This is a genomic window from Psychrobacillus glaciei, assembly GCF_008973485.1.
Classification (GTDB): Bacteria; Bacillota; Bacilli; order Bacillales_A; family Planococcaceae; genus Psychrobacillus; species Psychrobacillus glaciei.
On record NZ_CP031223.1, the window covers coordinates 2795332 to 2820380 of the forward strand.

A 25049-nucleotide genomic window follows, 5' to 3' on the forward strand; every position below is an offset into this window, starting at 1 on the left:
CTAGCACGCCAAATTTATATGCTTTTTTTTAAATAAAAAAATCGGCAGCCTAAGCTGCCGATCTTTTTATTTTCTTATTTGCTATACCCATTCATTTGGGATTGAGCCTGTTGCACTAATCGCTTTGTAATTTCTCCGCCTACGGATCCGTTGGCACGCGATGATGCATCAGGTCCAAGTTGTACTCCAAACTCTTGAGCAATTTCATATTTCATTTGGTCAATCGCTTGTTTTACTCCTGGTACTAGAAGTTGATTTGATGAGTTATTGTTTGTCATGTCTCTCACCTCCTTGTGAAATTAGAATGGTCGTTTTCACGAAAATCATACATAAGGAGGCAAGGTATATTTTGCTATTTTTTAAAGTAAATTTTCAAAATCGTTTTTCTTACTATTTGGAAACGACAAAACTTCTCTCTTTTCCACAGCTTCTTTTATTAGTTCATCAAAATCCTTAAAGCTTTCATAGTACTCCACTTTTTCAAGTTTCGGTTTTGTTTTAGGACAAGATGAAGTAAATATCGTACAACAATCTTCATATGGTAAAATGGACGTTTCATATGTTCCAATTTTTTGGGCAATATCAATAATGTCAAGTTTATCTGATGAAATTAATGGTCTGAAAATAGGTGTAGTTGTTACTGCATTAATGGCTGTTAAACTTTCTAACGTTTGACTAGCAACTTGTCCTAAACTTTCCCCAGTAACTATTCCTAACGCACCGATCTCTTCTCTTACTAAGTCTGCTATTTTCATCATCATTCTTCTTGTTGTCGTCATCGATACATTGTCTGGTATTTGAGCTTGAATACTCTGTTGAATATCTGTAAAAGGAATGACATGCAATCTCACCGATGCTCCAAAGTGACTTAGCTGATTAGCTAAGTCCATCACTTTTTCTTTTGAGCGTTCACTTGTAAAAGGTGGACTATGGAAATGAATTGCATCTAAACGTACCCCTCGTTTTAATAACATATAACCAGCAACCGGACTATCGATTCCTCCTGAAAGCATTAACAAAGAACGGCCATTGGAACCAAGCGGCATTCCACCTGCTCCCGGAATAACTTCTGCCATCATATAGACAGCATCTGATAAAACCTCTATCCGTAAGTCAATATCTGCGTCTTTCATTTGTACCTTTAAGCTTGGAAAATTACTTAGCACATGACTTGCGACAGTTCGCTGTAATTCATACGTATCCAACGGAAATCTTTTATCTGTTCTTTTCACAGTGACTCTAAAAGTTTTATCTTGGTGTTCTAAACTTTTCATTATTTTCAAAGCAGTTTCTAGTATATCATCCATTTCCTGTGTGCTTGATGCAACTGGACTAAAGGATTGTATACCAAATATTTTCGGTAATCTTTCAATAAGCTGTTGTATTTCAGCGTCATCCTTTGAAGTTAAAAACATTCGATCTCTCTCTGCAGTCATTTTAAAGTTCGGCAAATCAATAAAAGAAAATTTTATATTGTTTCGAAGTTGCGTAATAAACGTCTTCCTATTTTTCCCTTTTGTTGATAACTCACCGTATCTAACTAATATTTTTTCCCATTTCATCTTTTTTAGTCTCCTTTAATTACGTTCATCACTTTAGTAAATATCTTTTTAAATTGCTGTACTTCTTCCTCCGAATTCAGATGAGAAAAACTAAGTCGGATGACTCCTTTAATATAATCATCTTCTAAATGCATAGCTTTTAACACATGACTTGTTTTTGTTTGTTTGGAAGAACATGCACTACTCGTGGAGACAATCACATCTTCTTTTTGAAGTCCATTTATAAATACTTCTCCTTTCACTCCACGAACCGAAAAAGAGACAATATGTGGTGCTCTTATTTCCGGGGAAATGATTTTGATAGAAGAAAAAGTTTGTAAAAATGTCACGATATCGTCTGTCATGCTTTTCATAATCATACTATTTTTTTCCAGATTAGAATTTGCTAGTCGAATTGTCTTTGCAGTACATACAGCTAATGGTACGGATGTTGTTCCACTTCTAACACCAAATTCTTGCCCTCCACCATAAAGGATAGGTGTGATCTCCGTAGAACCTTTTAAAACAAGTACTCCAGATCCTTTCAGGCCATGAATTTTATGTGATGAAATAGTTATTGCATCTACCTGTTGCTCCTCAAAGTTAACGACCAATTTCCCAAAGCTTTGCACAGCATCCATGTGAAAAACTGCTCTGCTTTTTGACTTTATCAAAGTAGCAATTTCATTAATTGGCTGGATGGCACCAGTTTCATTATTAACATGCATGACACTTACTAAAACTGTATCGGGACGAAGAAGTGACTGGATAGAATCTAATGAGATAAACCCTTCTTTATTGACAGGGATAAATTCTACATTAAATCCTTGCAGTTGAAGCTCTTTCGCAGATTCTAGGACAGAAGGATGTTCAATTGCAGAAATAAGTACATGATTTCCACGATGCTTATATTTATTAGCTAATCCAAATATAGCTAAATTATTCGATTCTGTCCCCCCGGAAGTGAAATACACTTTTTCTTTAGCTGTTTTAATCACATCAGCAACTTGTGTTCTTGCCGTTTGTAATAATTCGTTTGTTTGATGACCGAACTCATGGATAGACGCAGGATTTGCCCAATATTTTTCATTCACCAATACAAATGTATCGATTATATCTTTATGAGCTTTCGTTGTCGCACTATTATCAAAATAAATCATGTTTCATTCACTCCTTTTCGGAAAAAAACCACCTTCACAATTATAGTGAGGTGGTTCAGACTTGTATACACAATCTAAATACTAAAATAGATATTTTTTATGTACGCAAAGTATCTTCTTTCACAAGCACTTCAATCTTCTTTAGAGCACCAGGTTCAATCTCTTCGACTGCAGTAGCTGCATCTTCCAAAGCTTTTGCATATCTTAGTTGTCTAAATGATTCTTCTGCTTCAAGTAATCGCATATGAACATTTGGATGATTTGCTCGATAACGATTACCATATTGAATAATCTTCTCCGTTAATAACACGTTTTCAAGCATTTCTTTCGCCTTTTGATGAACTTCCTCCATACAAGCTTCTGCTTGCGATAAGTAGGTATCCACTAATATCATGTTCAAAGGAACTTCTTGGAGACTTTGCATAGCTACATAAATATGTTCTTCTGCTTCCTCTAAGCGTACATCCATGTCTTCAGGAATTCCAGGAATATTCGCTTTCTGAAGCATACGATCCGTTTCATGAAGTAATGTTTTTAAATCATCTAGCTTTGCACGTGCTTTGTTTTCATCGATACGAAGATTTTTTAAACGATTGGCAAAACGATCTTGCTCGTCATATAAGCGATCAATTTCTTCCGATATATCATTTAGTTCTTCTTGTAAGCTTGAATAGGCTGATTGTTCTTCCTCTACACGCCTTGAAAGTAGTTCAAATTTCTTATGTAACTCTTCCAATTCTTTTAAACAGCTTTGCGGAATTTCTGCTTCTTTTTCTGGTAAGCGATAACTTTGTTGTACATAAGCAGCTTCCTCACTTACAGCACGAGTAACCGATGTAACTTCTTCTAGGCGGCTAGCTGTTTTTTCTTTATGTTGATCTACATATTTTTTGGCTATTACTTCTTTTTCCAATAAATCATAGAATGTTTCGATTTCATCTTTTATTTCTTCCACTCTCGCAATTGTTTTAATCACTTTCAGTTCAATAATTGCCTCTTTCAATTCCTTCAATTCTTCTTCAATTCCATCTAATTTCGCTGACATTTCGAGATGTTGTAAGTAGTATGAACTTTCTTCCATTTCTTTTTGACCATTTCTTAATTCATAAATACTCGCTGGAATTTTATGTTGAATTTCCGAGAGTACTGTTGGAATATCATTTAGAACACGAAAAAACTTTTGGCCATCATCTTGAACAGAAATAACAATCTCTCGTGCACTTAAGTAATTCCCTGTTTCCGTCAATTTATCAAATTCTTCAAAATGAGGAATAAATGACTCTAGTTTCGATTCTAGTGCAGGAACTGCATCACCAAATGAATACTGGTGTGCTAGTACTGTTTTTCTTGCAGCTCGATATTGCTCCTTTAATTGTTCCATCTCTATTCGGTTCTTCTCTTCACTGCCAATTAACTCTTCTAGTTCTTTTAATATACTCGACATTTTCTCGTCACATGTAGAAATTAAAGTTTGAAGCTCTTTTTCAATTTTTGACGCTTTGACAAATAGAAACTTGTCTACATTTTCTTCTGCATCAAATAAAAGAACATCGATTTTAGGCATTAGAACGTCCATTACTTCCGTCCAAGTATTTCTCCATCTTTCAAACATTTCTTCTGTTTGACCATTCATATTTAATTGTTTTACTTTTGTCATCTCTTCTAAAATAGGTTTGTTTTGAATTTGATGCTTTTCATGTTCTAATCGTTCAATTTCTGAATTATGTTTTCGTCTTATAATAAATGCAAAAATTGCAATGATTAAAAGTATAATAATCACTGGGATGATATACTTCATTGTAAGCCCCCTGTTCCAAGATCAAAAGTTCTTTTTCAAATGTTACTATATATATTACCATGCTTTTTATGTTATTGTTTCATAAAACAATAGAAAAGCAATGAAATCTTTGAAATATTTGTATTTTAAAGAGTGGAGGTTGGTTTTTTTGAAAAAAGATGGTCATATCCATACTCCCTACTGTCCGCATGGAACGCTTGACTCATTTCAAGATTATATTGAAAAAGCAATTAAAAGTGGGTTTAAAGAAATAACTTTTACAGAGCATGCCCCTTTACCGTTAAATTTCATCGATCCTACTCCTGATCAAGATAGCGGCATGAATATAAACAAGCTCGAATCTTATTTGTCTGATTTAAATGATTTGAAAAAACAATATAGAAAAGATATTATTATTTCATCTGGATTGGAGATAGATTTTATCTCTGGTTTTGAACATGAGATTATTTCTTTTTTAAATATATACGGGAAATATTTAGACGATTCTATTTTATCCGTGCATTTTTTACATTTTCAAAATACATACACTTGTATTGACTTTTCAAAAAATATTTATTTAGAATTTATCAAACAAGTAGGAAATCCAATCTCCGTGTATAGATTGTATTATAAAACACTTATGGATTCAATAACGAGTGATTTAGGAAAATATAAACCAAAACGAATTGGTCACATAACGCTTGTACATAAATTCCAGCATGCATTGACCGAAAAAGTTGATGACCAAGAGGAAATTGTTTCTATATTAAAAGAAATAAAAAATCAACATCTTCAACTTGACCTAAATAGTGCAGGACTTGCAAAACCCTATTGTTTGGAAAGCTATCCTCCTCCACCCTATATAATTATGGCAAAGCAATTAGGAATTCCTTTAGTGTTCGGTTCAGATGCCCATCAAGTAAACGATTTACATCAATTTTACGACGAATTTAAACTATTTATGGAGAATGGAGAATGAAAAATGTTTACAAAAACGAATTATTCACAGGATTTATCGGCTAATTACACGATGTTATCGAAACAATTAGATGCCCTATTAACTGGAGAAAAAAATGTTATTGCAAATTTAAGTAATGCGTCGGCATTATTAAATCAATTTTTTGATCAAATTAATTGGGTTGGCTTTTACTTAATGGAAAATAACGAATTAGTATTGGGGCCATTCCAAGGATTACCTGCCTGTGTAAGAATACCTCTTGCTAAAGGTGTTTGTGGCTCAGCTGCCAGCACTAAAGAAACGGTCATCGTTCCTGATGTACATGCTTTTCCAGGACATATTGCATGCGATGCAGCATCTCAATCGGAAATCGTCGTACCTATTGTAAAAGATGGAGTTCTATTAGGTGTACTAGATATCGACAGTCCTATAAAAGAACGATTCTCCGAGCAAGATAAAGAAGGTTTAGAGCAATTCATTCAAGTTTTAATCGCACATATATAATAATCACAGCTATTTTCGCATGCACCACTACTTGATGATAATTTTATACTGCGTCTATCCAACAACAACGGCTAGATTTCAAAAGGATTGGAAAGTGGTGGCGTCACTTTTCGATCCTTTTTCGGTACTCTTCTAATGAACGTTTAACCTCCCCCCTCTTGAAATTTGCAGAGACTTTGTGCATTTTGTTTGGATAGGGAGAAATAAAAACCGGTTTAAAAACTAAAGCAGACAAAAAGTCATTCCGTTCGTTTAGCAGATCTTTTATTCATCAGATACTCTATATTTTTTCTAATTCCACTCTATAATGGAATTTATCGTCTATTATAATGGTAAACTATTAATAAAATAATGAGAGGAGTGAAGGATGTGTCTTGGATGGAAACTATTTCGATTTCTACGACATTACTAATTATATTTCTTGTTATCGTACCAATTATTGCTTTTGTCTTTTTATATTTTTATGATCGAAAGCAAAAGCAACATGCTATACTTCGTAATTATCCGATTTTAGGCCGCATGCGCTATATATTGGAGAAAACTGGTCCTGAGCTAAGACAATATTTATTTGATAACGATAATGGAGGAGAACCGTTCAACCGCGAGGAATATTTGCATATGGTTCTGCCAGGAAAATACTTGAACAGTATCATTGGTTTCGGTTCGAAGCGTAATTTTAATGAAGCAGGCTATTTTATTCGAAATGCGATGTTTACGAAACAAAATGAGGAAATGCGCGTGGATAATGAAATCATGGTAGATACAATGCGTTATGTGCTCGATGAAGATAATTTATTTTCAAGGAAAGAGCATTTGGAAGATATCCCTGCATTGTCATGGCTATTACCAGAAGAAGATGCGATTATTATCGGACCTAATTGTAAGCACCCTTTCCATGTTCGTAGTATGCTCGGGCAATCCGCGATGAGTTACGGAGCACTTGGAGAAAATGCAATTACAGCTTTATCGAAAGGTATTGGTATGGCTAAAGGTGCTTGGATGAATACGGGCGAAGGCGGTCTGTCCCAGCATCATTTAGCTGGTGAAGCAGATATTATTGCACAAATTGGGTCAGGTCTATTCGGTTTCCGTACAGAAAATGGAGAATTTAGTTGGGAACGACTTCGTGAGAAAGCGGAAATTCCACAAGTGAAAGCATTTGAACTTAAATTAGCACAAGGAGCTAAAATGCGTGGCGGACACGTTGAAGGAGCGAAAGTGACAGAGGAAATAGCAGCTATCCGAAACGTTACTCCATATAAAACAATCAACAGCCCAAATCGTTTTCACCAATTCGACGACTATCCTACTATGTTCGATTTTATCGATAAAATCCGGCAGCATTCCGGCAAACCAGTAGGTATAAAAATAGTAATTGGAAGCAAACAAGATGCGGAAGAATTAGCATCATTTATGCGGGAAACCGGTAGTGGACCAGATCATATTTCGCTTGATGGTGGCGAAGGCGGTTCAGGAGCAACTTATCAGGATCTTGCTGACAGTGTTGGTTTACCACTTCGATCATCCCTTATTCTTCTGGATGATGCATTAAAGAAATATGGTGTAAGAGATCGAGTGAAGATTATTGCATCTGGTAAAATTACAACACCTGATCGAGCTGCGATTGCCTTAGCAATGGGAGCCGACCTCGTTCAAATTGCACGAGGCTTTATGATATCAGTAGGTTGTATTATGGCACATAAATGCCATACAAATACATGTCCAGCGGGCGTTGCTACTACAGATAAGAAGTTGCAACAAGGACTTGTTGTAGAAGAAAAGAAATATCGCGTTACCAATTATATTTTGACTATGCGTGAAGGACTTTTCCGAATAGCATCGGCTGCTGGTCTTGACTCACCGACAAAGCTTGATCGCCAACATGTAGTTTACAAAGATGAGCGAGGTAGGGTTTTCACGATAGAATAAATAAAGTACCGTTCTACCAGTGATGGTAGGACGGTACTTTATTTATTAAAGCAATACTCCCACTTGAATAGAGGAAAGGAAATAGCCAATTAGAAGATAGACCGGATACGGATTAAAGGTTAGAAAAAGCTTGCTGTAAATCCTCTATTAAGTCTGTAGAGTTTTCTAGACCTACCGATAGGCGTAGCAATCCATCTGTGATACCCATTTCTAATCTTTCTTTTTCTGGTACGACAGAATGAGTCATCGTTGAAGGATGTTGAATTAGTGTTTCTGCATCTCCAAGACTTACAGCGATTTTTATTAAATTTAATGTATTCATTAGCTTTTGTGCATTTTTCATCCCACCTTGAACGGTAAATGAAATTAGCCCTCCCCCTGCTTTCATTTGTTTTTTGGCAATTTCGAATTGGGGGTTGTTCTCATCAAAAGGGTAGTAAATGTTTTCTACCATAGAACATGTTTGTAAAAAAGAGAAAAGATCTGCTGCATTTTTCGTATGACGGTCCATCCGTACATGCATTGTTTTCAAACCTCGAATAAGTAACCAAGCATCAAATGGAGAAATGATACCACCATAATCTTTTTGCACAGACATACGTATTGTCTCTATTTCTTCTTTTTTCTTACCAACAAGTATTCCTGCAATAACATCCCCGTGCCCATTAATATATTTAGTGGCACTATGCAATACAAAATTTGCTCCTAACTCCAAAGGGTTCTGCAAATAAGGAGATGAAAAAGTATTATCTACTACTACTTGAATGCCGTGTTTTTTCGCAACCCGTGTTATTAATCCAATATCCACCATTTCCATTGTAGGATTAATGGGAGTCTCTATATAAATACAAACCGTATTTGGTTTAATAGCTGCTTCAATCTCTTCTTCTGTTGCTAGTGTTGAAAAGTCATGTGAAATATTGTACTTTTGCTTCAATATATTTAAAAAGCCGAATGTGCAACCATATATTCCTCGAGTACAAAGAATATGATCTCCGGTCTTCGTTAAATGAACTAGAATCGCACTAACCGCAGCCATCCCTGAACCAAATGCGAGAGCTCCTTCCCCGTATTCCAGTGCGGCCATCCGCTCTTCTAGTACTTTGACTGTCGGATTCCCTAATCTCGAGTAAATTCCACCAGTTTCTTCTCCTGCAAATCTACTTGCACCTTGTTCAGCCGTTTCAAATGCAAATGTGGAAGTTTGATACAGAGGAACTGCCAGACTATCATGATGATTAATAGAACTATACCCCTTATGAATATATAACGTTTCCTTTTGATAATTTTCTTTCTCCATTTCACTTACACCCATTTTGTAAACGCTTACACTTAGTCTACACGGAATGATACAAAAAGAAAAGGCACTCATCCTATGAAAGATGAGATGCCTCAAAAATACGCATTTGATTTTTTCCGTTATTTTTCGCTTCATATAAAGCCATATCTGCATAATGGAAGAGATTGTGAAAAGTTACCTTATGTTCTCTTTCCCACACACTCACTCCCATTGAAACTGTTACACTTGGATTTGTTTGCATCGGAATTTGCGCTATTATTTGTTTCGATTCTTCGATCCCTTGTGTAATAGTCATTTGTGAGAAATAGATAGCAAGTTCTTCTCCACCCCATCTAGCTCCAATACCTATTCCATCTGTTCGTTTTTGAATAATTGAAGCAATTTTTTTTAATATTTCATCTCCGACTTGATGACCATAGGTATCATTCACTTGTTTAAAATTATCGATATCCAAGAGTATGAAGACACCTCGCTCTTCATTTTCCAGTGATGTTTCCACATATTTGTCTAAATACTTTCTTGCATAGAGATTAGTTAAATGATCACGATTCACCATTTCTTGCAATTTATGACGTAATTTTGAGTTACTAATTGCAATGGAGGAGTGTTGAATTAACGATTGCATTAATTTAAAGCTGTCGAATGAAAAGAAGTATGGTTCTCTATGTAGCACAAGACTGAATCCCGTTATATGATTTTGCTCTTTTAACGGTATGGCAACTAGGGAACGATATTCATATTTTAGATCTGCAAGACGATTGAAATCTGCAATAAAAAGAGGGTCGCTCATTTTGAAAAAATGATTTACTACAAGTTGGATATATAATTGTCCATCAATCGTATGAAAAAATTCTGAACTCGCTGTGGATACTTGGTATTCCTCCTCTTCTCCTAAAAAGACGAAACAAATTTGTTCTGGATGAAACGATTTCATTAATTGATTTCGTAAAAACAAAAGCATTTCTTCTAGCGATAAATTCATATTTAGCTTATGTGATGTTTCATTAATTAATTGTAAATCTGCTACCAATCGATGTGATTGAATATATAACTTTGCATTTTCTAATGCATTTCCAGTAGCAGAGGCAAGCAATGACGCAAATTCTTTTTGTCTCATGGAAAATAAATAGTCAAGTGGTGTAGACATCTGCATTATACCGTAAATGCCTTGTTTACCTTTAATAGGAACATTTAATAAACGAACCCCTAAATCTGTTGCTAGTTCAGATGTAATCTCACCCGAAACATATGCTTCTATTGTCGCCGGCCTTTCAGATGTGTAGTCAAACAACTTATATGGAATCGGTGTCTTTCGTTCTTGGTCATTTGATAATATTAAATTGGAATGGAAGCTAGGAAATGCGTCTTGTATAGCATTTAATGTTCCTTCTAATATCTGACCAATATCAAATGTAGAGTGAAACATTTTCGTTACATTAAATAGGTTTCGATATTGATGTTCTTGGTGGGTTAATAAGATTGTTTTCCTAATTATTTGCACTAATTTACTGAGTAAAAAGATAAAATCATTTACTTCTGAAGAGCAGGAAAATTCTTTCCATTTAGAAGTAGACTCCATAGTCAACAATCCTAAAGGTTGGTTCTCCATATCTCTTAATAGAATGGACACTTCCCCATCAGTCATATAACTTTTTTGAAGTAACGGAACAAATGTAAAGGTATTTTCGAAAAAAAAGGATTCAATCTCAATCCATTTAATCGCATTTATTTTTTTGGTCAATGAATGATTCCATTTCAGTTGTAAAAATGTACCTGCATCATAAATATAGTAATTAGCTACCTCGACGTCAAAAAAATCTGAAAGTATAGCTTTTAAATCGTCAAACCAACTAATACTTGATATATTTGAGAAGGCGGTTTCTGTCCAAATGTCTAACACTCGGCTTTTTATTTGATCCATTATTGTTGTTTCTGTCATTTTAACACCTCTTAGCTTTCCAAGAGTGAATATGTTACTTTTATCATATATATATTATAATTCTATTTGACTATACATCTCATAATTTGTCAATTGATTTCCTATTAAAGGATATAGTAATTAATTTTAAGAAAGTATGAATTATATTGACTTTAGTCGCTTCAAAAGGTACAATGAGGTTTGTGTAAAATAAATGCAGCAGTTGTATGGTCTAGATTGCTCATTTTGTTCCTCTATTCAACAGAGTAGATGGTGTATCCCGTAACCCTTTGGCTGCATGGGCGATGATACATGAAAACAAAATGGTACTAGTTTGGATACATCTGGTCTTATTTTACAACAAAATAAAACCAATAATAGGAGGAATTTTTCATGTCACGTTATACAGGTCCAGCATGGAAATTATCACGTCGTCTTGGTATCTCACTAAGCGGTACTGGTAAAGAATTAGAAAAACGCGCTTACGCACCAGGACAACACGGTCCAACACAACGCAAAAAATTAACAGAGTACGGTCTTCAATTACAAGAAAAACAAAAACTTCGTCACACTTATGGTGTTAACGAACGTCAATTCCGTACTTTATTTGATAAAGCTGGTAAAATGCAAGGTAAACATGGTGAAAACTTCATGATTCTTCTTGAAACTCGCCTAGATAACGTTGTATACCGTTTAGGTCTTGCTCGCACTCGTCGTGGAGCTCGTCAATTAGTTAACCACGGTCACGTAATGGTCGATGGTAAACGCGTTGATATTCCTTCATTCCGTTTAAAAGCAGGTCAAGAAATTTCTCTTCGTGAAAAATCTCAAAACCTTGACGTTGTAAACGAATCAATGGAAGTTAACAGCTTCGTACCTGATTACTTAACATTTGATGCAGACAAAAAAGTTGGTACTTTCGTTCGTCTTCCAGAACGTAGCGAACTTTCTGCTGAAATTAACGAAGCTCTTATCGTTGAGTTCTACTCTCGTTAATAGCTATACTCTGCAAAGAGTAGTATTAAAAGCCCTAGAATCCTTGTTAAATCAAGGTTTTGGGGCTTTTTTATTATTTACTATATAAAAAAACCAACCTACCCCATTTAGAGCAGATCGTCTTTGTGCCACAGTAATTAATTTATATCCATCTTCATACCCTCTATTAAATCGAGGAGTCTTTGTTTGGTAACATCCGTCTCTTCTTTCAAAGCTTTAAAGTCATAGCCACATTTATCTTTATTAACATGCACTTCTAATAAATCTCCTACTTTTGCATTTATCGTAAACTTACTTTTTAAAATGACTAGTTTATTTACTTTATTATCTTTTTCCAAAAGAACAACAAAAAAATCATCGAAACGATCAACTACGTATCTATTTGAACCCATTACGAACAGCCCCTCGACCAAATTAATATAAATAAAAAATGTAGAAAATTTGTTTATCTATATTATTCTATACTATTTCTTACTCATTTTTCATCTTTTTTTGATTAATATTTATATTATTTTAATATTTTCATGACTATTTGTCTATTCTGTGGAAACACTAAGAAAGAAAATAGACAAAAAAAAGGAGGATATCATTTGATAAATAATAATAAGAATAATTCACCGAACAAAAAGTCGAGTAAACAGGGCGTTAGCGAAAGGTTTAACGAACCAGAAAGATTAAGTGAGGATGAGAAAAGAAATCTTCAAGTTAAAGATGGTCAACATAATCATCATGTAGACGAACGTGGCGGAGCAAACTAGTGTTTTCAAATCTTAAGAAACGCTCCAGCGTCCTTTAAGTGCATCTTGTCTTTACTATTTCCAAAGTGCTTTGGACAAAACATCAGGTACACTATTACCGTTGGAATTTTTGTGGCTCGTGTAGTGACTGCGTCACTGCACGAGCCATTTTATTCGGTAATCTTGCGGCGGGCGTTTGTCCGTAACGCTCCTGAAGCGTTTAGAGACAAGGTGCATAAAGTTTGGTTAATGAGGGACTAGATTCTTAACTACTCATTTAAAAGCGGACGAAGATACAATTCCGTCCGCTTTGTGCTTCTTTATCAATGGATGCTATCTATTTTTCCCAAGCACTACCCATTCTTATAAAATAACCACTGTATCATATAAACTTTCTATTTTAAGAAAAAGTAAAGCTACTTCCCTGTTATAGAGAAGTAGCTACTTTACAAATTATACGAACTTAATCATTTTGTAGTTTTTCTTCCCTCGACGAATAATCATAAACTCATCTTCTAAACGATCACTTTCTCCTACTTCATATGCTACATCCGTCACTTTTTCACCATTTACTGAAATAGCACCGTTTGCCACATCCTCACGAGCTTGTCTCTTCGATGGAGAAACAGTCGCTTCAACGATAAAATCTACAATATTTTTCGCATCTTTTGTCATCTCAACGGAAGGTACATCTTTGAAAGCGTCCTTCATTTCTTCTGCAGATAACTCTTTTAAATTTCCGCTAAACAAAGCTTGGGATATCCGGACAGCTTGTTCTAAAGCTTCTTGACCATGAATAAGACGAGTCATTTCTTCTCCAAGGGCAATTTGAGCTTTACGTAAATGTGGCTCATTTTCCACTTTCTCCTGGAACGCTTCAATTTCGCTTCTTTCTAAAAACGTGAATATTTTCATGTATTTAATAACATCTGAATCTGCTGTATTAATCCAAAATTGATAAAATTCATATGGAGATGTCTTTTTTGCGTCTAACCATACGGAACCAGAAGATGATTTACCAAACTTTGTCCCATCGGCTTTTGTTACTAATGGAATTGTAATGCCAAATGCTTTTGTTTCCTCTTCATGCGTTTTACGAATCATTTCAAGACCAGTTGTTATATTCCCCCACTGATCCGATCCACCAATTTGAACACGACAATTAAAGTGGTCAAACAAATGTTTGAAATCAATACCTTGTATTAATGTATAAGTAAACTCTGTAAAAGAAAGACCTGTATCTAAACGAGAGGCAATTGAATCTTTCCCCAACATATAGTTTATATTAATAAGCTTCCCAAAGTCCCTTAGAAACTCGACTACATTCATCGAGCCATTCCAATCATAGTTATTTACCATTTGAGCACCATTTTCTGCCTGGAAGTCAAAAATTCGCTCCATTTGTGCTTTAATACCTTGAACATTCCGATCAATTTGCTCGATTGTTTGAAGTTGACGTTCTTCTGATCGTCCAGATGGATCCCCAATCATACCCGTTGCTCCACCTACTAAAAGAATTGGTCGATGTCCATGAAGTTGAAATCTTCTAAGTGTAAGCAACGGAACAATATGCCCAATATGCATGCTATCTGCAGTCGGATCTACTCCACAATATAAAGAGATTTTTTCATTATTTAATAATTCTTCTAATCCCTCTGCATCCGTTTGTTGATATAAAAGCCCTCTCCAATTTAAATCTTCTAGTAATGCATTTGACATTCTAATCTCCTCCTAAATAAAATAAAAAAGTCCCTGCACGAAATAAATCATGCAGGGACGCTTTGTCAATTAGCGCGGTACCACCCAGCTTGAAGGAAAAATCCTTCCGCTTCAATCACGATATCGTTGTGAAAACGTCTAACTCCAAGCCTGTAATTCGTTTTTATACACTGACTAGCTTTCACCAACCGCTAGCTCTCTACACAGTATGTACAAACACTACTTCGGACTTTTCTTCGTTAAAATTATATACCTATTTTACATAATATAAAACGGTTGTCAATAACTATCGTCTATTGATATTCGATTATGGTATAATAATCCTTGATTTGGGGGTCGAGCTATTAATGGATAAATGGATAAAGAAAATCCAATTTTACAAAGATAAATTTGAAAAATTGCAAACAACTAAATGGGCTAAAGCCCTACGCATTTCATCTGGCGTTATATGGAATTTATGTTTACTATTTTTAATTGTAGGTCTCACCTTTGGAATTTTTGCTGCTACAGTTGGAGCTGGTTATTTTGCTTCGTTAGTAAAAGAAGAACCTTTACGTGATAAAGAAGAAATGAGAACTGCTGTATTTAATTATGAAGAAACCTCCGAAATCTATTTTGCTGGAGATGTATATATTGGTAAGTTAAGGACAGATCTTGAACGTACTGAAACCAAACTTTCCTCCATTTCTCCAGACGTAATACATGCTGTGTTAGCTACAGAAGATGAATATTTTGAGGTACATAATGGGATAGTTCCAAAAGCAATTATTCGTGGTTTACTTCAAGATGTTACTAACTCTGATACAAAAACAGGGGGATCTACTTTAACGCAACAATTAATTAAGAACCAAATATTAACAAACGAAGTGTCTTATGAACGAAAAGCAAAAGAAATTCTTTTAGCTATGCGTCTTGAACACTTCATGACGAAAGATGAAATATTAGAAACTTACTTGAATATCATTCCTTACGGTCGAAATGCAAACGGCAAAAACATTGCAGGTATTGAAACGGCAGCGAACGGAATATTCAATGTAAAAGCGAAGGATTTATCTTTACCACAAGCAGCCTATATCGCAGGAATCCCGCAATCCCCATTCGCTTATACTCCTTTTAGAAAAGGCGGAGTATTAAAAGAAGGAAAAGCATTGCAGGCTGGAATTGAGCGGATGAAGACTGTTTTATTCCGAATGAAAGAAACGGGTTATATTACTGATGAAGAATATAATTCTGCAAAAGATTACGATATTACAAAAGATTTTAGACAACCGGAAGTCGTTTCGGAAGATAAGTATCCATGGTTGACTTCTGAAATTGAAAACAGGGTAAAAGAAATACTTAGAGTACAATTTGCTGCAGCAGATGGAATTGATCCGGAACGCTTAAAAAATGAATCTAAACTCTATGAAAAATACGATATTATCGCTAAAAGGGCTGTAAGTACAGGTGGTTACCGAATTCATACAACCATCAATAAAGAAATGTTTGAAGCGATGATTAAAGTAAAAGATGAATTCGATACGTATGGTCATACGTATACAAAAGAAGTGAAAGATCCAAACACAGGCGAAATTATCGAGCAAGATTTTCCTGTACAAGTAGGAAGTATGATGATTGAGAACGGAACAGGTAAAATATTATCTTTCCTAGGTGGACGTGATTATAATTTAATACAGTTTAACCACGCTACACAAGCTGTCCGACCAATTGGTTCTACAATTAAGCCTTTACTCGTTTATGCACCTGCAATTGAATATGGGGTCATTGGAGCTGGAAGCCCTGTTGTCGATGTAAAACTAGAAAACTTAGGACGTACCACATGGAAGGAATCGCCTTCTAATTATACGAAAGAGCAAGAAAAAGGAATTATTTCTGCACGCGACGCATTAAAAACGTCACAAAACTTATCGACTATTCGTTTATATGATTTAATAATGGATAGAAAGCCTACTGACTTCCTCAAAAAAATGGGATTTGAACATATTGAAGATAATGAATATGCAAATCACGCTTTAGCTATTGGTGGGATGACAAATGGAGCGACGGTTGAAGAAAATACAAATGCCTTTGGAACTTTCGCAAACAATGGTCAATTCATTGATGCATATATGATCGAAAAAATTGAAGATGTTAATGGGAATTTAATCTACCAACATAAAACGGAACCAGTACAAGTATTCAGTCCTGCGACTGCTTATATTATTACCGATATGCTTCGGGATGTGTTATCTGGAGGAACAGCAGCTCTTGCAAATTCTAGATTAAAATTTAAATCCGATTTTGCAGCTAAAACTGGTACGACACAAAATCATAATGACTCTTGGCTCGTCGGATACAATCCAAATATTTCTCTAGGCGTATGGCTTGGTTACGATGATAATCAATTATCCTTATTTTATATGAACAATCGTTATAATCATCCAAGCGTTCGAGTAAATATGTTTTGGTCCAATATGATGAATGCCATGTATGACGTGAATCCTGGGCTTGTGGATGCTCCAAATCCTTTCCCAGTCCCTAAAGGTGTAGTTACTAAATCATTCTGTGGTATTTCAGGGTTGGCCCCTTCTGATGCATGTGCACAAGCAGGATTAGTCAAATCTGATTTATTTAATGAAGCTGCAATGCTCCCAACTGCACCAGATGATAGTTTAATATCATCATCTTATGTAGTGATCAACGGGAATAGATATCGCTCTTTGGATTCTACCCCAAGTGAATTTGTTGTAAAAGGCGGATATGGAGTAAATGAAAGCTTTATTACACGAATGCTTGGAAAATTTGGTGGAAATGCAAGTAAACTATTCCCAGAAAACTCTTCTTTTGCGGGAAATGTAGTATCAGAAGAAATGTTTAAAGCAGATGGTAGTCCTCCAAAAGCTGTTATTGCTTCTCTCTCTGAAAAAACGTTAACTTGGACCAAATCGGAGTCATATGACGTTGTAGGATATCGAATATTCAAAGTGGTTAACGGTGACAGAGTCTTAGTGGCTTCTAAACTGGAAGCGGAGGATAATAGCTATACTATTAATGGTACCGGGCAATATATCGTTGTGTCTGTTGATATTACAGGACTACAATCAGCGGCTTCTAATATCGTTTCAATAGAGGAAAAAAATCCTGAACCACCAACGGAAATCGTAATACCACCAATTACATCGGACGATGAGGATAAACCTCCTACAGATGATGAAGAACAAATAGGTGATGACTAATAGTCAATAATTCTATTTTTGAAATGAAAAGCCACAGCTATCCTGATTTGTCAGGTCGCTGTGGCTTTTATTAAGAGAGAAAGTATATGAATTCTGCTGCAAGGAATCAAGTAATTGCAGAGCTATGTAGTGTCTACTAATGATGACTTTCTGATTTAGCATTCTCTAATAGACTTTTTCAGAAGCGCCTTAGATTGAATTTAACTTATCGCTTCAGCCATTGTTACTTTTATCGGACAAAATTTATATGATGCAATAGGCATCTCGTAAGAATTGGTGGAACTAGAGAAAAAACAAGTAGGAATAACTGTTAAAGAAGTGCTGAGCGGACGAAATTGCATCTTCGTCCGCTTTTAAAAGAATAGGAAAGTATCTAATCTCTCATTAATTAAACCTTACGCACCTTGTCTCTAACTATTCCAAGAGGGCGACGGACAATCATCCGCCACAAGATTAATGAAAAAAATGGATCGTGAAGTGACGCAGTCACTTCACGATCCACAAAAAAACACCGGTAATAGTGTAGCGATGATTCGTCCAAAGCACTCTAGGAATAGAGAAGACAAGAGCACTTAAAGGACGCTTGCGATTTTTCTTAGTCTTCCATAGTGGATAAGTCGCCAGTTGGTAATTTCAATTCCCAAGCTTTTAAAACCCTACGCATAATTTTACCGCTTCGAGTTTTTGGTAACTTCTCTTTAAATTCAATTTCCCTAGGGGCTGCATGTGCAGCAAGTCCTTTTTTAACAAATTGCTGAATGTCGGCAATCAATTCGGCTGAAGGTTCATATCCTTCATTCAAAGCGACGAATGCTTTGATAATTTCTCCACGAACAGGATCTGGTTTACCGATTACTCCAGCTTCTAATATAGCAGGATGCTCTAGTAGCTTGCTTTCCACTTCAAATGGTCCTACACGTTCACCAGAAGTCATGATCACATCGTCTACTCGTCCTTGGAACCAATAATATCCTTCATCATCCATATAAGCGGAGTCTCCTGAAAAATACCATTCATCATTCATAAAAGTTGACTCGTATTTTTCTTTGTTATTCCAAATTTGACGCATCATAGATGGCCAACCTTTTTTAATCGCTAGATTCCCCATTGTGAATGGCGGAACAACATTTCCTTGATTGTCTATAATGGCTGCTTCTAATCCCGGTAAAGGTTTACCCATCGATCCAGGTTTGATCGGTAAACAGCCGTAATTACAAATCATTTGTGCTCCTGTTTCTGTCATCCACCAAGTATCATGAATTCGCTTGTTAAATACATGCATTCCCCACTTGATCACTTCAGGATTTAATGGTTCCCCTACGGATAGTACATGGCGTAAAGTGGATAAATCATGTGCTTTAACAATCGCGTCCCCTGCTCCCATCAACATACGAAATGCAGTTGGGGCACTATACCAAACCGTGACTCCATACTCATCAATCGCGTTATACCATGCATCTGGCGAAAAACGTCCCCCAAGCACAAGAGAAGTAGCACCTGCAAGCCACGGGCCAAATACACCATAAGATGTACCTGTCACCCATCCAGGATCTGCTGTGCACCAGTAAATATCTTCATCTCTAATATCCATAACCCATTTCATAGATTGGTATTGTTGAACCATTGCATAATGCACATGCAAAATGCCTTTTGGCTTCCCTGTTGAACCGGATGTATAATGTAAGATTAGACCATCCTCTTTATCAACCCATTCTATGTCAAAAGAATCAGACGCCTGCACTAATGACTTATTAAAATCTATAAATTTTTCTGTTTCTTCTATAGTTTCACCCACTAAAAAAACTGTTTCTAAATGAGGTAATTTATCCAACGGAATTCTATTAAGTAAATCTGGAGTAGTAACAATAGCTTTCGCTTCACTATCTAGTAAGCGATCATAAACTGCACCTTCCATGAATGCTTCAAATAGAGGACCTACAATAACACCCATTTTAACCGCACCTAGAAGTGCAAAATATAATTCAGGTGACCTAGGCATAAAAATAAAAAGACGATCTCCTTTTTTAAGGGTAGAATTTTGTTTGTATACATTTGCTGCTTTATTGCTCCTATTTTTCATGTCAAGGAATGTATAAGATTCTTTCCTATTGGCATCTTGGTAATACAGTGCAACTTTATCTTTTCTATAAGATTCAGCATGTCTATCAATAGCTTCATAGGCCATATTAACTTTTCCAGTTTCATACCATGAAAAGTTCTTCTCCGCATCTTCCCATTGAAAGGATTTTGCAGTTTCGTCATAATCCTTTAATTGATAGTCTCCAGATACCACTGGTAATACTTCTATTTTCATCCTCTTCACCCTTTCAATCGATATACTCTTTTATTCTACAATACTCTTTTATACTTTTGCCAATGTTTTTACTTTTTAGAATGTTTTACGATCTTTAGATAATGAATCGCTTTCTTTTAGAAATATCATGTATAATAATTTCAATTGACATTATTTTATAGGTGGTGAATTTGTGATACATAACAAAACGTATAATGCGATGGAACTAGAAACAAAGCATGGCACCCTTATCGTAGAAGGACCGATGCAATCGGAGATAATAGCTAATTTAGAGTTCCATGAAGATTTAATTGCTTTTCGAGCACCTGCTCAACAACATAAAGCTATCATTGACATAGCTAAACTACCTGAAGGAAGAATTATTATTGTACGCAATGAACAGAAAATTGTGGGATATAGCACATTTCTTCATCCTGATCCACTTGAACGATGGTCTCAAGGAAATATGGAAAACTTAATCGAACTTGGTGCGATTGAAGTAATTCCAACGTTTCGTGGAACAGGAGTAGGGAAAACTCTTCTACGTGTATCTATGATGGATGACATGATGGAAGATTATATTACAATCACCACTGAATATTATTGGCATTGGGATTTAAAAGGAACAGGGTTAAACGTCTGGGAATATCGAAAGGTAATGGAGAAAATGATGCAGGCTGGGGGATTAGAATACTTTGCAACAGATGAACCAGAGATTAGTTCCCATCCAGCTAACTGTCTCATGGCTAAAATAGGTAGTAGAGTAGATGTTAAGTCCATTCAGCAGTTCGATCAGTTACGCTTTATGAATCGGTTTATGTATTAATATCAAAAGAACAAGACAAATAGAAAGGGAGTCCATTCCAATGATTGTAGAAGATATAATGAATACATCTGTACCTACATTAACCCCTTCTCATACGATTAATGATGCATTACTACTCTTAAAAGAGAAAAGAATACGTCATTTGCCAATTATCAATGAGCAGCGAGAAGTCATTGGCGTTGTGACCGATAGAGACTTAAAAGAAGCAACCCCATCGTCACTTCTGAGCATCCAAAATCCTGAAATTTATGAACTTCCCCTAGAAGAAATTATGACGAAAAATCCAATTACTGGCCATCCACTAGATTTTGTAGAAGAAACGGCCACTATTTTTTACGATAATCGTATTGGATGCTTGCCGATTGTTAGTAAAGGTAAACTTGTCGGTATGATTACGGAATCTGACCTATTATACAAATTCATTGAACTAACAGGCGCACATCAGCCTGGTTCTCAAATCGAAGTTCGTGTTCCCAATCAACCAGGAATATTGTTTGAAGTATCTAAAATTTTTTATGAACAGAAAATGAATGTATTAAGTGTTTTGGTGTATCCAGATAAAGTAAGAAGTGATTACAAAATATTAGTATTACGTGTCAAAACAATGAACCCTCTCCAACTCATCGAAGCAATAAGAGCAGAGGGTTTCGAAGTTTTATGGCCAAATCATCCGGGAATGAATCTATGAAAAAGGATGCAGTCTTTATCTTTTCAGAAGAACAATTAGGTTATAAGTTTTCAGACACACATCCATTTAACCAAAAGCGATTAACTTTGACGGTCGACTTATTAAGAGAATTGAACGCTTTATCATCATTGGATATAGTAGCACCTAGAACTGCAACGGACGAAGAATTGAGCTTAGCACATGATCCTCACTATATTGAAATTGTAAAGAAAGCCAGCTTAGAAACAACCGAAACAAGTATATATGAAAGTTATGGTATTGGTACAGAAGATACACCCATTTTCCCACATATGCATGATGCGAGCGCTAGTCTTGTAGGAGGAACTCTAACTGCAGTGGACTATGTGATGGAAGGAAAATCATCTCATGCACTTAATCTAGGTGGTGGTCTTCATCATGGTTTTAAAGGACGTGCCTCAGGTTTCTGTGTTTACAACGATAGTTCAGTAGCGATTAAATATATGCAGCAAAAATACAATGCACGCGTTCTATACATAGACACAGATGCTCATCACGGAGATGGTGTGCAATGGAGCTTTTACGATGATCCCAACGTATGTACAATTTCTCTTCATGAGACTGGAAGATATTTATTCCCTGGTACAGGTAATATTACAGAAAGAGGCTCTGGAGAAGGTTATGGTACTTCCTTTAACTTTCCAATGGATGCTTTTACGGAAGATGATTCATTCTTAGAGATTTATCGTACAGCATTTAAAGAGATCATAGATTCTTTTAAACCGGATGTCATTCTAAGTCAGAATGGTGTAGATGCCCACTACTTTGATCCATTAACGCATTTGTATGGCACGATGAAAATTTATCAAGAAATCCCTAAATTGGCCCATGAACTTGCGCATGAATATTGTGATGGAAAATGGATTGCTGTCGGAGGTGGTGGATATGATATATGGAGAGTAGTCCCTCGTGCCTGGTCCTTACTATGGATGGAAATGAATAACATAAAGGCTCCAGAAGGGGAACTGCCGAAAAATTGGCTAAATCGTTGGACTAAAGAGGCTCCTATTCCCTTCATTCCAACTTGGATGGATCCAAATCCTCTATATGAACCAATTCCCCGAAAAGCAGAAATTACGGAGAAAAATAAACAAATGCTTGATAAAGCGTTACTCTTGCTTCGTCAGCAGCAATCATACAAAAACCACCAGCAACATTAGCTACTGGTGGTTTCCTTATTACTTCACAGAATCTCTTTCCTCTATTCGGTAAGGAAGAATAACTGTTTGTTCGTCAATTTTTTCTTTGTTCATAAACTTTGTCAATAACCTCATTGAAACTGCTCCGATATCATATAAAGGTAATACTACGCTAGTTAATTGAGGCCTTACCATTCGAGCAAGTTTGGAGTTTTCAAAACTAATGACCTCGATATCCTCAGGAACTCTAAAACCATTATCTTGAGCACCGTGAATTAAACCTATGGCAATTTCGTCATTTCCTGCAAAAAATGCTGTTGGAGGATTTTCAAGCTCACGAAGCTTTTTCCAAGCTAGAAGTCCATCATCATACGTATTATCAATGCCTACAATTAAATCTGAGTCAATTTCTATATTTGCCTTTTCTAGCGCCTCCTTATAACCAGATAACTTGAACAATTGATTAATAGCCGATGATATTGAACCAGAAACAAAAGCAACACGTTTATGTCCATTTTGAAGTAAACGATTAGCTGCATCAACTGCTGCTTCATGATATTCGATATTTACAGAAGGAAACGAGTTAGTAGCCTCAATTGTACCTGCTAACACGATTGGAACTTGTGACCTTTCCATCTCTTTAAACATATCTTTTGTTACTTGATCACTCATCATGACAACTCCATCTACTTGCTTACTAAATAAGGTTGAAAGTAGTTGAACTTCTTTGTCTTCTTGTTGATCGGAGTTCGTTAAAATAATATTGTATCTATACATCGTTGCAATATCTTCTATTCCTCGCACAAGCTCCGCATAAAACACATTTGAAATATCTGGTATAATTACTCCAACTGTTTTTGTCTTTTTACTTGCTAATCCTCTTGCGACTGCATTCGGTCTATAATCTAGTCGCTCGATTACTGCTAACACTTTTTGACGAGTGGCAGGTTTTACATTTTGGTTTCCATTTACTACACGAGAAACGGTTGCCATCGATACATTTGCTTCCCTTGCTACATCATATATTGTAATAGTCAACGCATAACCCTCCTTCACTACCATGAATGTTTCTACTATATATAAATAATACTGTATGTTCACTATGATTTTCAATCATATAGTAAAACCGACTCTAGAAGAAGAGTCGGTTTTGTGAATAATTATAATCTAATTATGCATGTACTTCATGAGTTTTCATAAATCTTTGTAACGAATCGTAAAATTCATCGAATTGCTTTAAGTTCATTTGTTGAGCTGCATCGGATAATGCCACTGCAGGGTCAGGATGAACTTCTGCCATTACCCCATCTGCTCCAATAGCAATTGCAGCTTTCGCGGCAGGCAATAAAATATCTCTGCGTCCAGTAGAATGCGTTACGTCAACAAATACAGGTAAATGTGTCTCTTGTTTCAATATTGGTACTGCAGAAATATCCAATGTATTTCTCGTAGCTCTTTCATACGTACGAATACCTCGTTCACATAAAATAATTTGATCATTACCTTGTGACATAATGTATTCAGCAGCGTGTATAAATTCATCTAAAGTAGCGGCAATTCCACGTTTTAGAAGTACTGGTTTATTAATCGAACCTACTGCTTTTAATAACTCAAAGTTTTGCATATTACGAGCACCAACTTGCACAACATCTATATAATCAAGTGCTTCCTCTAAATGGCTAGGTGTAACGATTTCAGACACTACCGCTAATCCATACTCTTGTGAAATTTGTTTTAATATTTTTAAGCCTTCTAATCCAAGTCCTTGGAAATCATATGGAGAAGTACGTGGCTTGTAAGCCCCACCTCTAATAAGTTTTAATCCTTTTGCTTGAATTGCTGCGGCAACCTCTGCAACTTGCGTATAAGATTCAACGGCACATGGACCAAATACAAAGGAAGGTGTACCTGTTCCAATTTTTTCACCATTAATCTCTACAATCGTATCTGCTGACTTCTTTTTACGTGAAACAAGAAGTGCTTTTTTCTGATCATCCACTTGCAGTTCTAAAGCAGTTTTGAAAATTTCTTTAAAAATGTGCTCCACTGTGGACTGTGGTAGCGGGCCATTATTGTTTTCTTTTAAATGATCTAGCATATTTCTTTCGCGAAGAGGGTCATATCTATTTACACCTTGTTTTTCTTTTACTCTTCCAATTTCTTGAACGACTCCAGCTCTTTCATTAATCAACTGTAAAATTTCTACGTTGATTTCATCTACACGTGTGCGTAATCCTTCTAAGTCTACTTGACTCATAGTTAATTCTCCTCTCTTCTCTCCAACGACACTTTATATCGACTGAAGATTATGATACATTTTTAGATATAAGA

20 protein-coding genes and 1 other annotated feature are annotated in these 25049 nt (G+C 35.8%); of the genes, 9 read left to right on the forward strand and 11 right to left on the reverse strand.

Annotated elements, in window-relative coordinates; genetic code table 11:
- Positions 1–74: 74 nt before the first annotated feature.
- The 4 genes from PB01_RS13060 to ezrA form a co-directional block, all read right to left on the reverse strand.
- Positions 75–278, reverse strand: coding sequence for an alpha/beta-type small acid-soluble spore protein (locus PB01_RS13060; protein WP_151700615.1), 204 nt, complete (start codon positions 276–278; stop codon positions 75–77).
- An 81-nt stretch (positions 279–359) separates the two neighbouring features.
- Positions 360–1562, reverse strand: coding sequence for a tRNA uracil 4-sulfurtransferase ThiI (gene thiI, locus PB01_RS13065; protein ID WP_151700616.1), 1203 nt, complete (start codon positions 1560–1562; stop codon positions 360–362).
- A 5-nt stretch (positions 1563–1567) separates the two neighbouring features.
- Positions 1568–2701 (reverse strand): cysteine desulfurase family protein, encoded by a 1134-nt coding sequence (locus PB01_RS13070; RefSeq protein ID WP_151700617.1) that lies wholly within the window; start codon positions 2699–2701, stop codon positions 1568–1570.
- 97 nt (positions 2702–2798) lie between these two features.
- Complete coding sequence (gene ezrA / locus PB01_RS13075) at positions 2799–4499, reverse strand: septation ring formation regulator EzrA (protein WP_151700618.1); 1701 nt, start codon at positions 4497–4499, stop codon at positions 2799–2801.
- Between the two features lie 148 nt (positions 4500–4647).
- Between ezrA and hisJ the strand changes: the two genes are divergently transcribed.
- The 3 genes from hisJ (at position 4648) to PB01_RS13090 (ending at position 7869) form a co-directional block, all read left to right on the forward strand.
- The gene (hisJ, locus tag PB01_RS13080; protein WP_151700619.1) at positions 4648–5457 is read left to right on the forward strand and encodes a histidinol-phosphatase HisJ; all 810 of its coding nucleotides are present in this window, start codon (positions 4648–4650) and stop codon (positions 5455–5457) included.
- 3 nt (positions 5458–5460) lie between these two features.
- Positions 5461–5940, forward strand: a complete 480-nt coding sequence (locus PB01_RS13085; protein ID WP_151700620.1) for a GAF domain-containing protein — start codon at positions 5461–5463, stop codon at positions 5938–5940.
- Positions 5941–6318: 378 nt separating this feature from the next.
- Positions 6319–7869, forward strand: a complete 1551-nt coding sequence (locus PB01_RS13090; protein ID WP_151702056.1) for an FMN-binding glutamate synthase family protein — start codon at positions 6319–6321, stop codon at positions 7867–7869.
- 112 nt (positions 7870–7981) lie between these two features.
- Here PB01_RS13090 and megL read toward each other — a convergent pair whose 3' ends face one another.
- Both megL and PB01_RS13100 read right to left on the reverse strand, forming a co-directional pair.
- Positions 7982–9169, reverse strand: a complete 1188-nt coding sequence (megL, locus tag PB01_RS13095; RefSeq protein ID WP_151700621.1) for a methionine gamma-lyase — start codon at positions 9167–9169, stop codon at positions 7982–7984.
- 73 nt (positions 9170–9242) lie between these two features.
- Positions 9243–11108 (reverse strand): sensor domain-containing diguanylate cyclase, encoded by a 1866-nt coding sequence (locus PB01_RS13100; protein ID WP_151700622.1) that lies wholly within the window; start codon positions 11106–11108, stop codon positions 9243–9245.
- 372 nt (positions 11109–11480) lie between these two features.
- Between PB01_RS13100 and rpsD the strand changes: the two genes are divergently transcribed.
- Entirely contained in the window at positions 11481–12083 is a 603-nt protein-coding gene (gene rpsD / locus PB01_RS13105; protein WP_151700623.1) for a 30S ribosomal protein S4, read from the forward strand.
- 137 nt (positions 12084–12220) lie between these two features.
- On the opposite strand, the gene PB01_RS13110 is transcribed toward rpsD, so the two are convergent.
- Positions 12221–12475: a DUF3006 family protein gene (locus PB01_RS13110; protein WP_151700624.1), complete on the reverse strand. Its 255-nt coding sequence runs from the start codon at positions 12473–12475 to the stop codon at positions 12221–12223.
- 198 nt (positions 12476–12673) lie between these two features.
- On the opposite strand from PB01_RS13110, the gene PB01_RS21060 reads away from it, so the two are divergent.
- On the forward strand, positions 12674–12841 hold the full coding sequence (locus PB01_RS21060; RefSeq protein ID WP_192797574.1) for a hypothetical protein: 168 nt from the start codon (positions 12674–12676) through the stop codon (positions 12839–12841).
- 432 nt (positions 12842–13273) lie between these two features.
- Here PB01_RS21060 and tyrS read toward each other — a convergent pair whose 3' ends face one another.
- Positions 13274–14539, reverse strand: a complete 1266-nt coding sequence (gene tyrS / locus PB01_RS13115; protein WP_151700625.1) for a tyrosine--tRNA ligase — start codon at positions 14537–14539, stop codon at positions 13274–13276.
- 50 nt (positions 14540–14589) lie between these two features.
- Positions 14590–14785: a binding site (T-box leader), on the reverse strand.
- Positions 14786–14886: 101 nt separating this feature from the next.
- Here tyrS and PB01_RS13120 point away from each other — a divergent pair.
- Positions 14887–17754, forward strand: a complete 2868-nt coding sequence (locus tag PB01_RS13120; protein ID WP_151700626.1) for a transglycosylase domain-containing protein — start codon at positions 14887–14889, stop codon at positions 17752–17754.
- Between the two features lie 595 nt (positions 17755–18349).
- Here PB01_RS13120 and acsA read toward each other — a convergent pair.
- Positions 18350–20068, reverse strand: coding sequence for an acetate--CoA ligase (gene acsA, locus PB01_RS13125; protein WP_151700627.1), 1719 nt, complete (start codon positions 20066–20068; stop codon positions 18350–18352).
- Between the two features lie 172 nt (positions 20069–20240).
- Between acsA and PB01_RS13130 the strand changes: the two genes are divergently transcribed.
- Genes PB01_RS13130 through PB01_RS13140 form a run of 3 tightly spaced genes read left to right on the forward strand, consistent with a single transcriptional unit; the run spans position 20241 to position 22739 of the window.
- Complete coding sequence (locus PB01_RS13130; RefSeq protein WP_151700628.1) at positions 20241–20873, forward strand: GNAT family N-acetyltransferase; 633 nt, start codon at positions 20241–20243, stop codon at positions 20871–20873.
- A gap of 40 nt (positions 20874–20913) precedes the next feature.
- Positions 20914–21561, forward strand: coding sequence for an acetoin utilization AcuB family protein (locus PB01_RS13135; protein ID WP_151700629.1), 648 nt, complete (start codon positions 20914–20916; stop codon positions 21559–21561).
- Positions 21531–22739 carry an acetoin utilization protein AcuC gene (locus PB01_RS13140; protein ID WP_404815083.1) on the forward strand — a complete coding sequence of 403 codons (1209 nt, stop codon included), beginning with the start codon at positions 21531–21533 and terminating at the stop codon, positions 22737–22739. The genes PB01_RS13135 and PB01_RS13140 overlap by 31 nt, the downstream gene beginning before the upstream one ends.
- A gap of 18 nt (positions 22740–22757) precedes the next feature.
- On the opposite strand, the gene ccpA is transcribed toward PB01_RS13140, so the two are convergent.
- Positions 22758–23756, reverse strand: coding sequence for a catabolite control protein A (gene ccpA / locus PB01_RS13145; protein WP_151700630.1), 999 nt, complete (start codon positions 23754–23756; stop codon positions 22758–22760).
- 133 nt (positions 23757–23889) lie between these two features.
- Positions 23890–24975, reverse strand: coding sequence for a bifunctional 3-deoxy-7-phosphoheptulonate synthase/chorismate mutase (locus tag PB01_RS13150; protein ID WP_151700631.1), 1086 nt, complete (start codon positions 24973–24975; stop codon positions 23890–23892).
- Between the last annotated feature and the right edge of the window lie 74 nt (positions 24976–25049).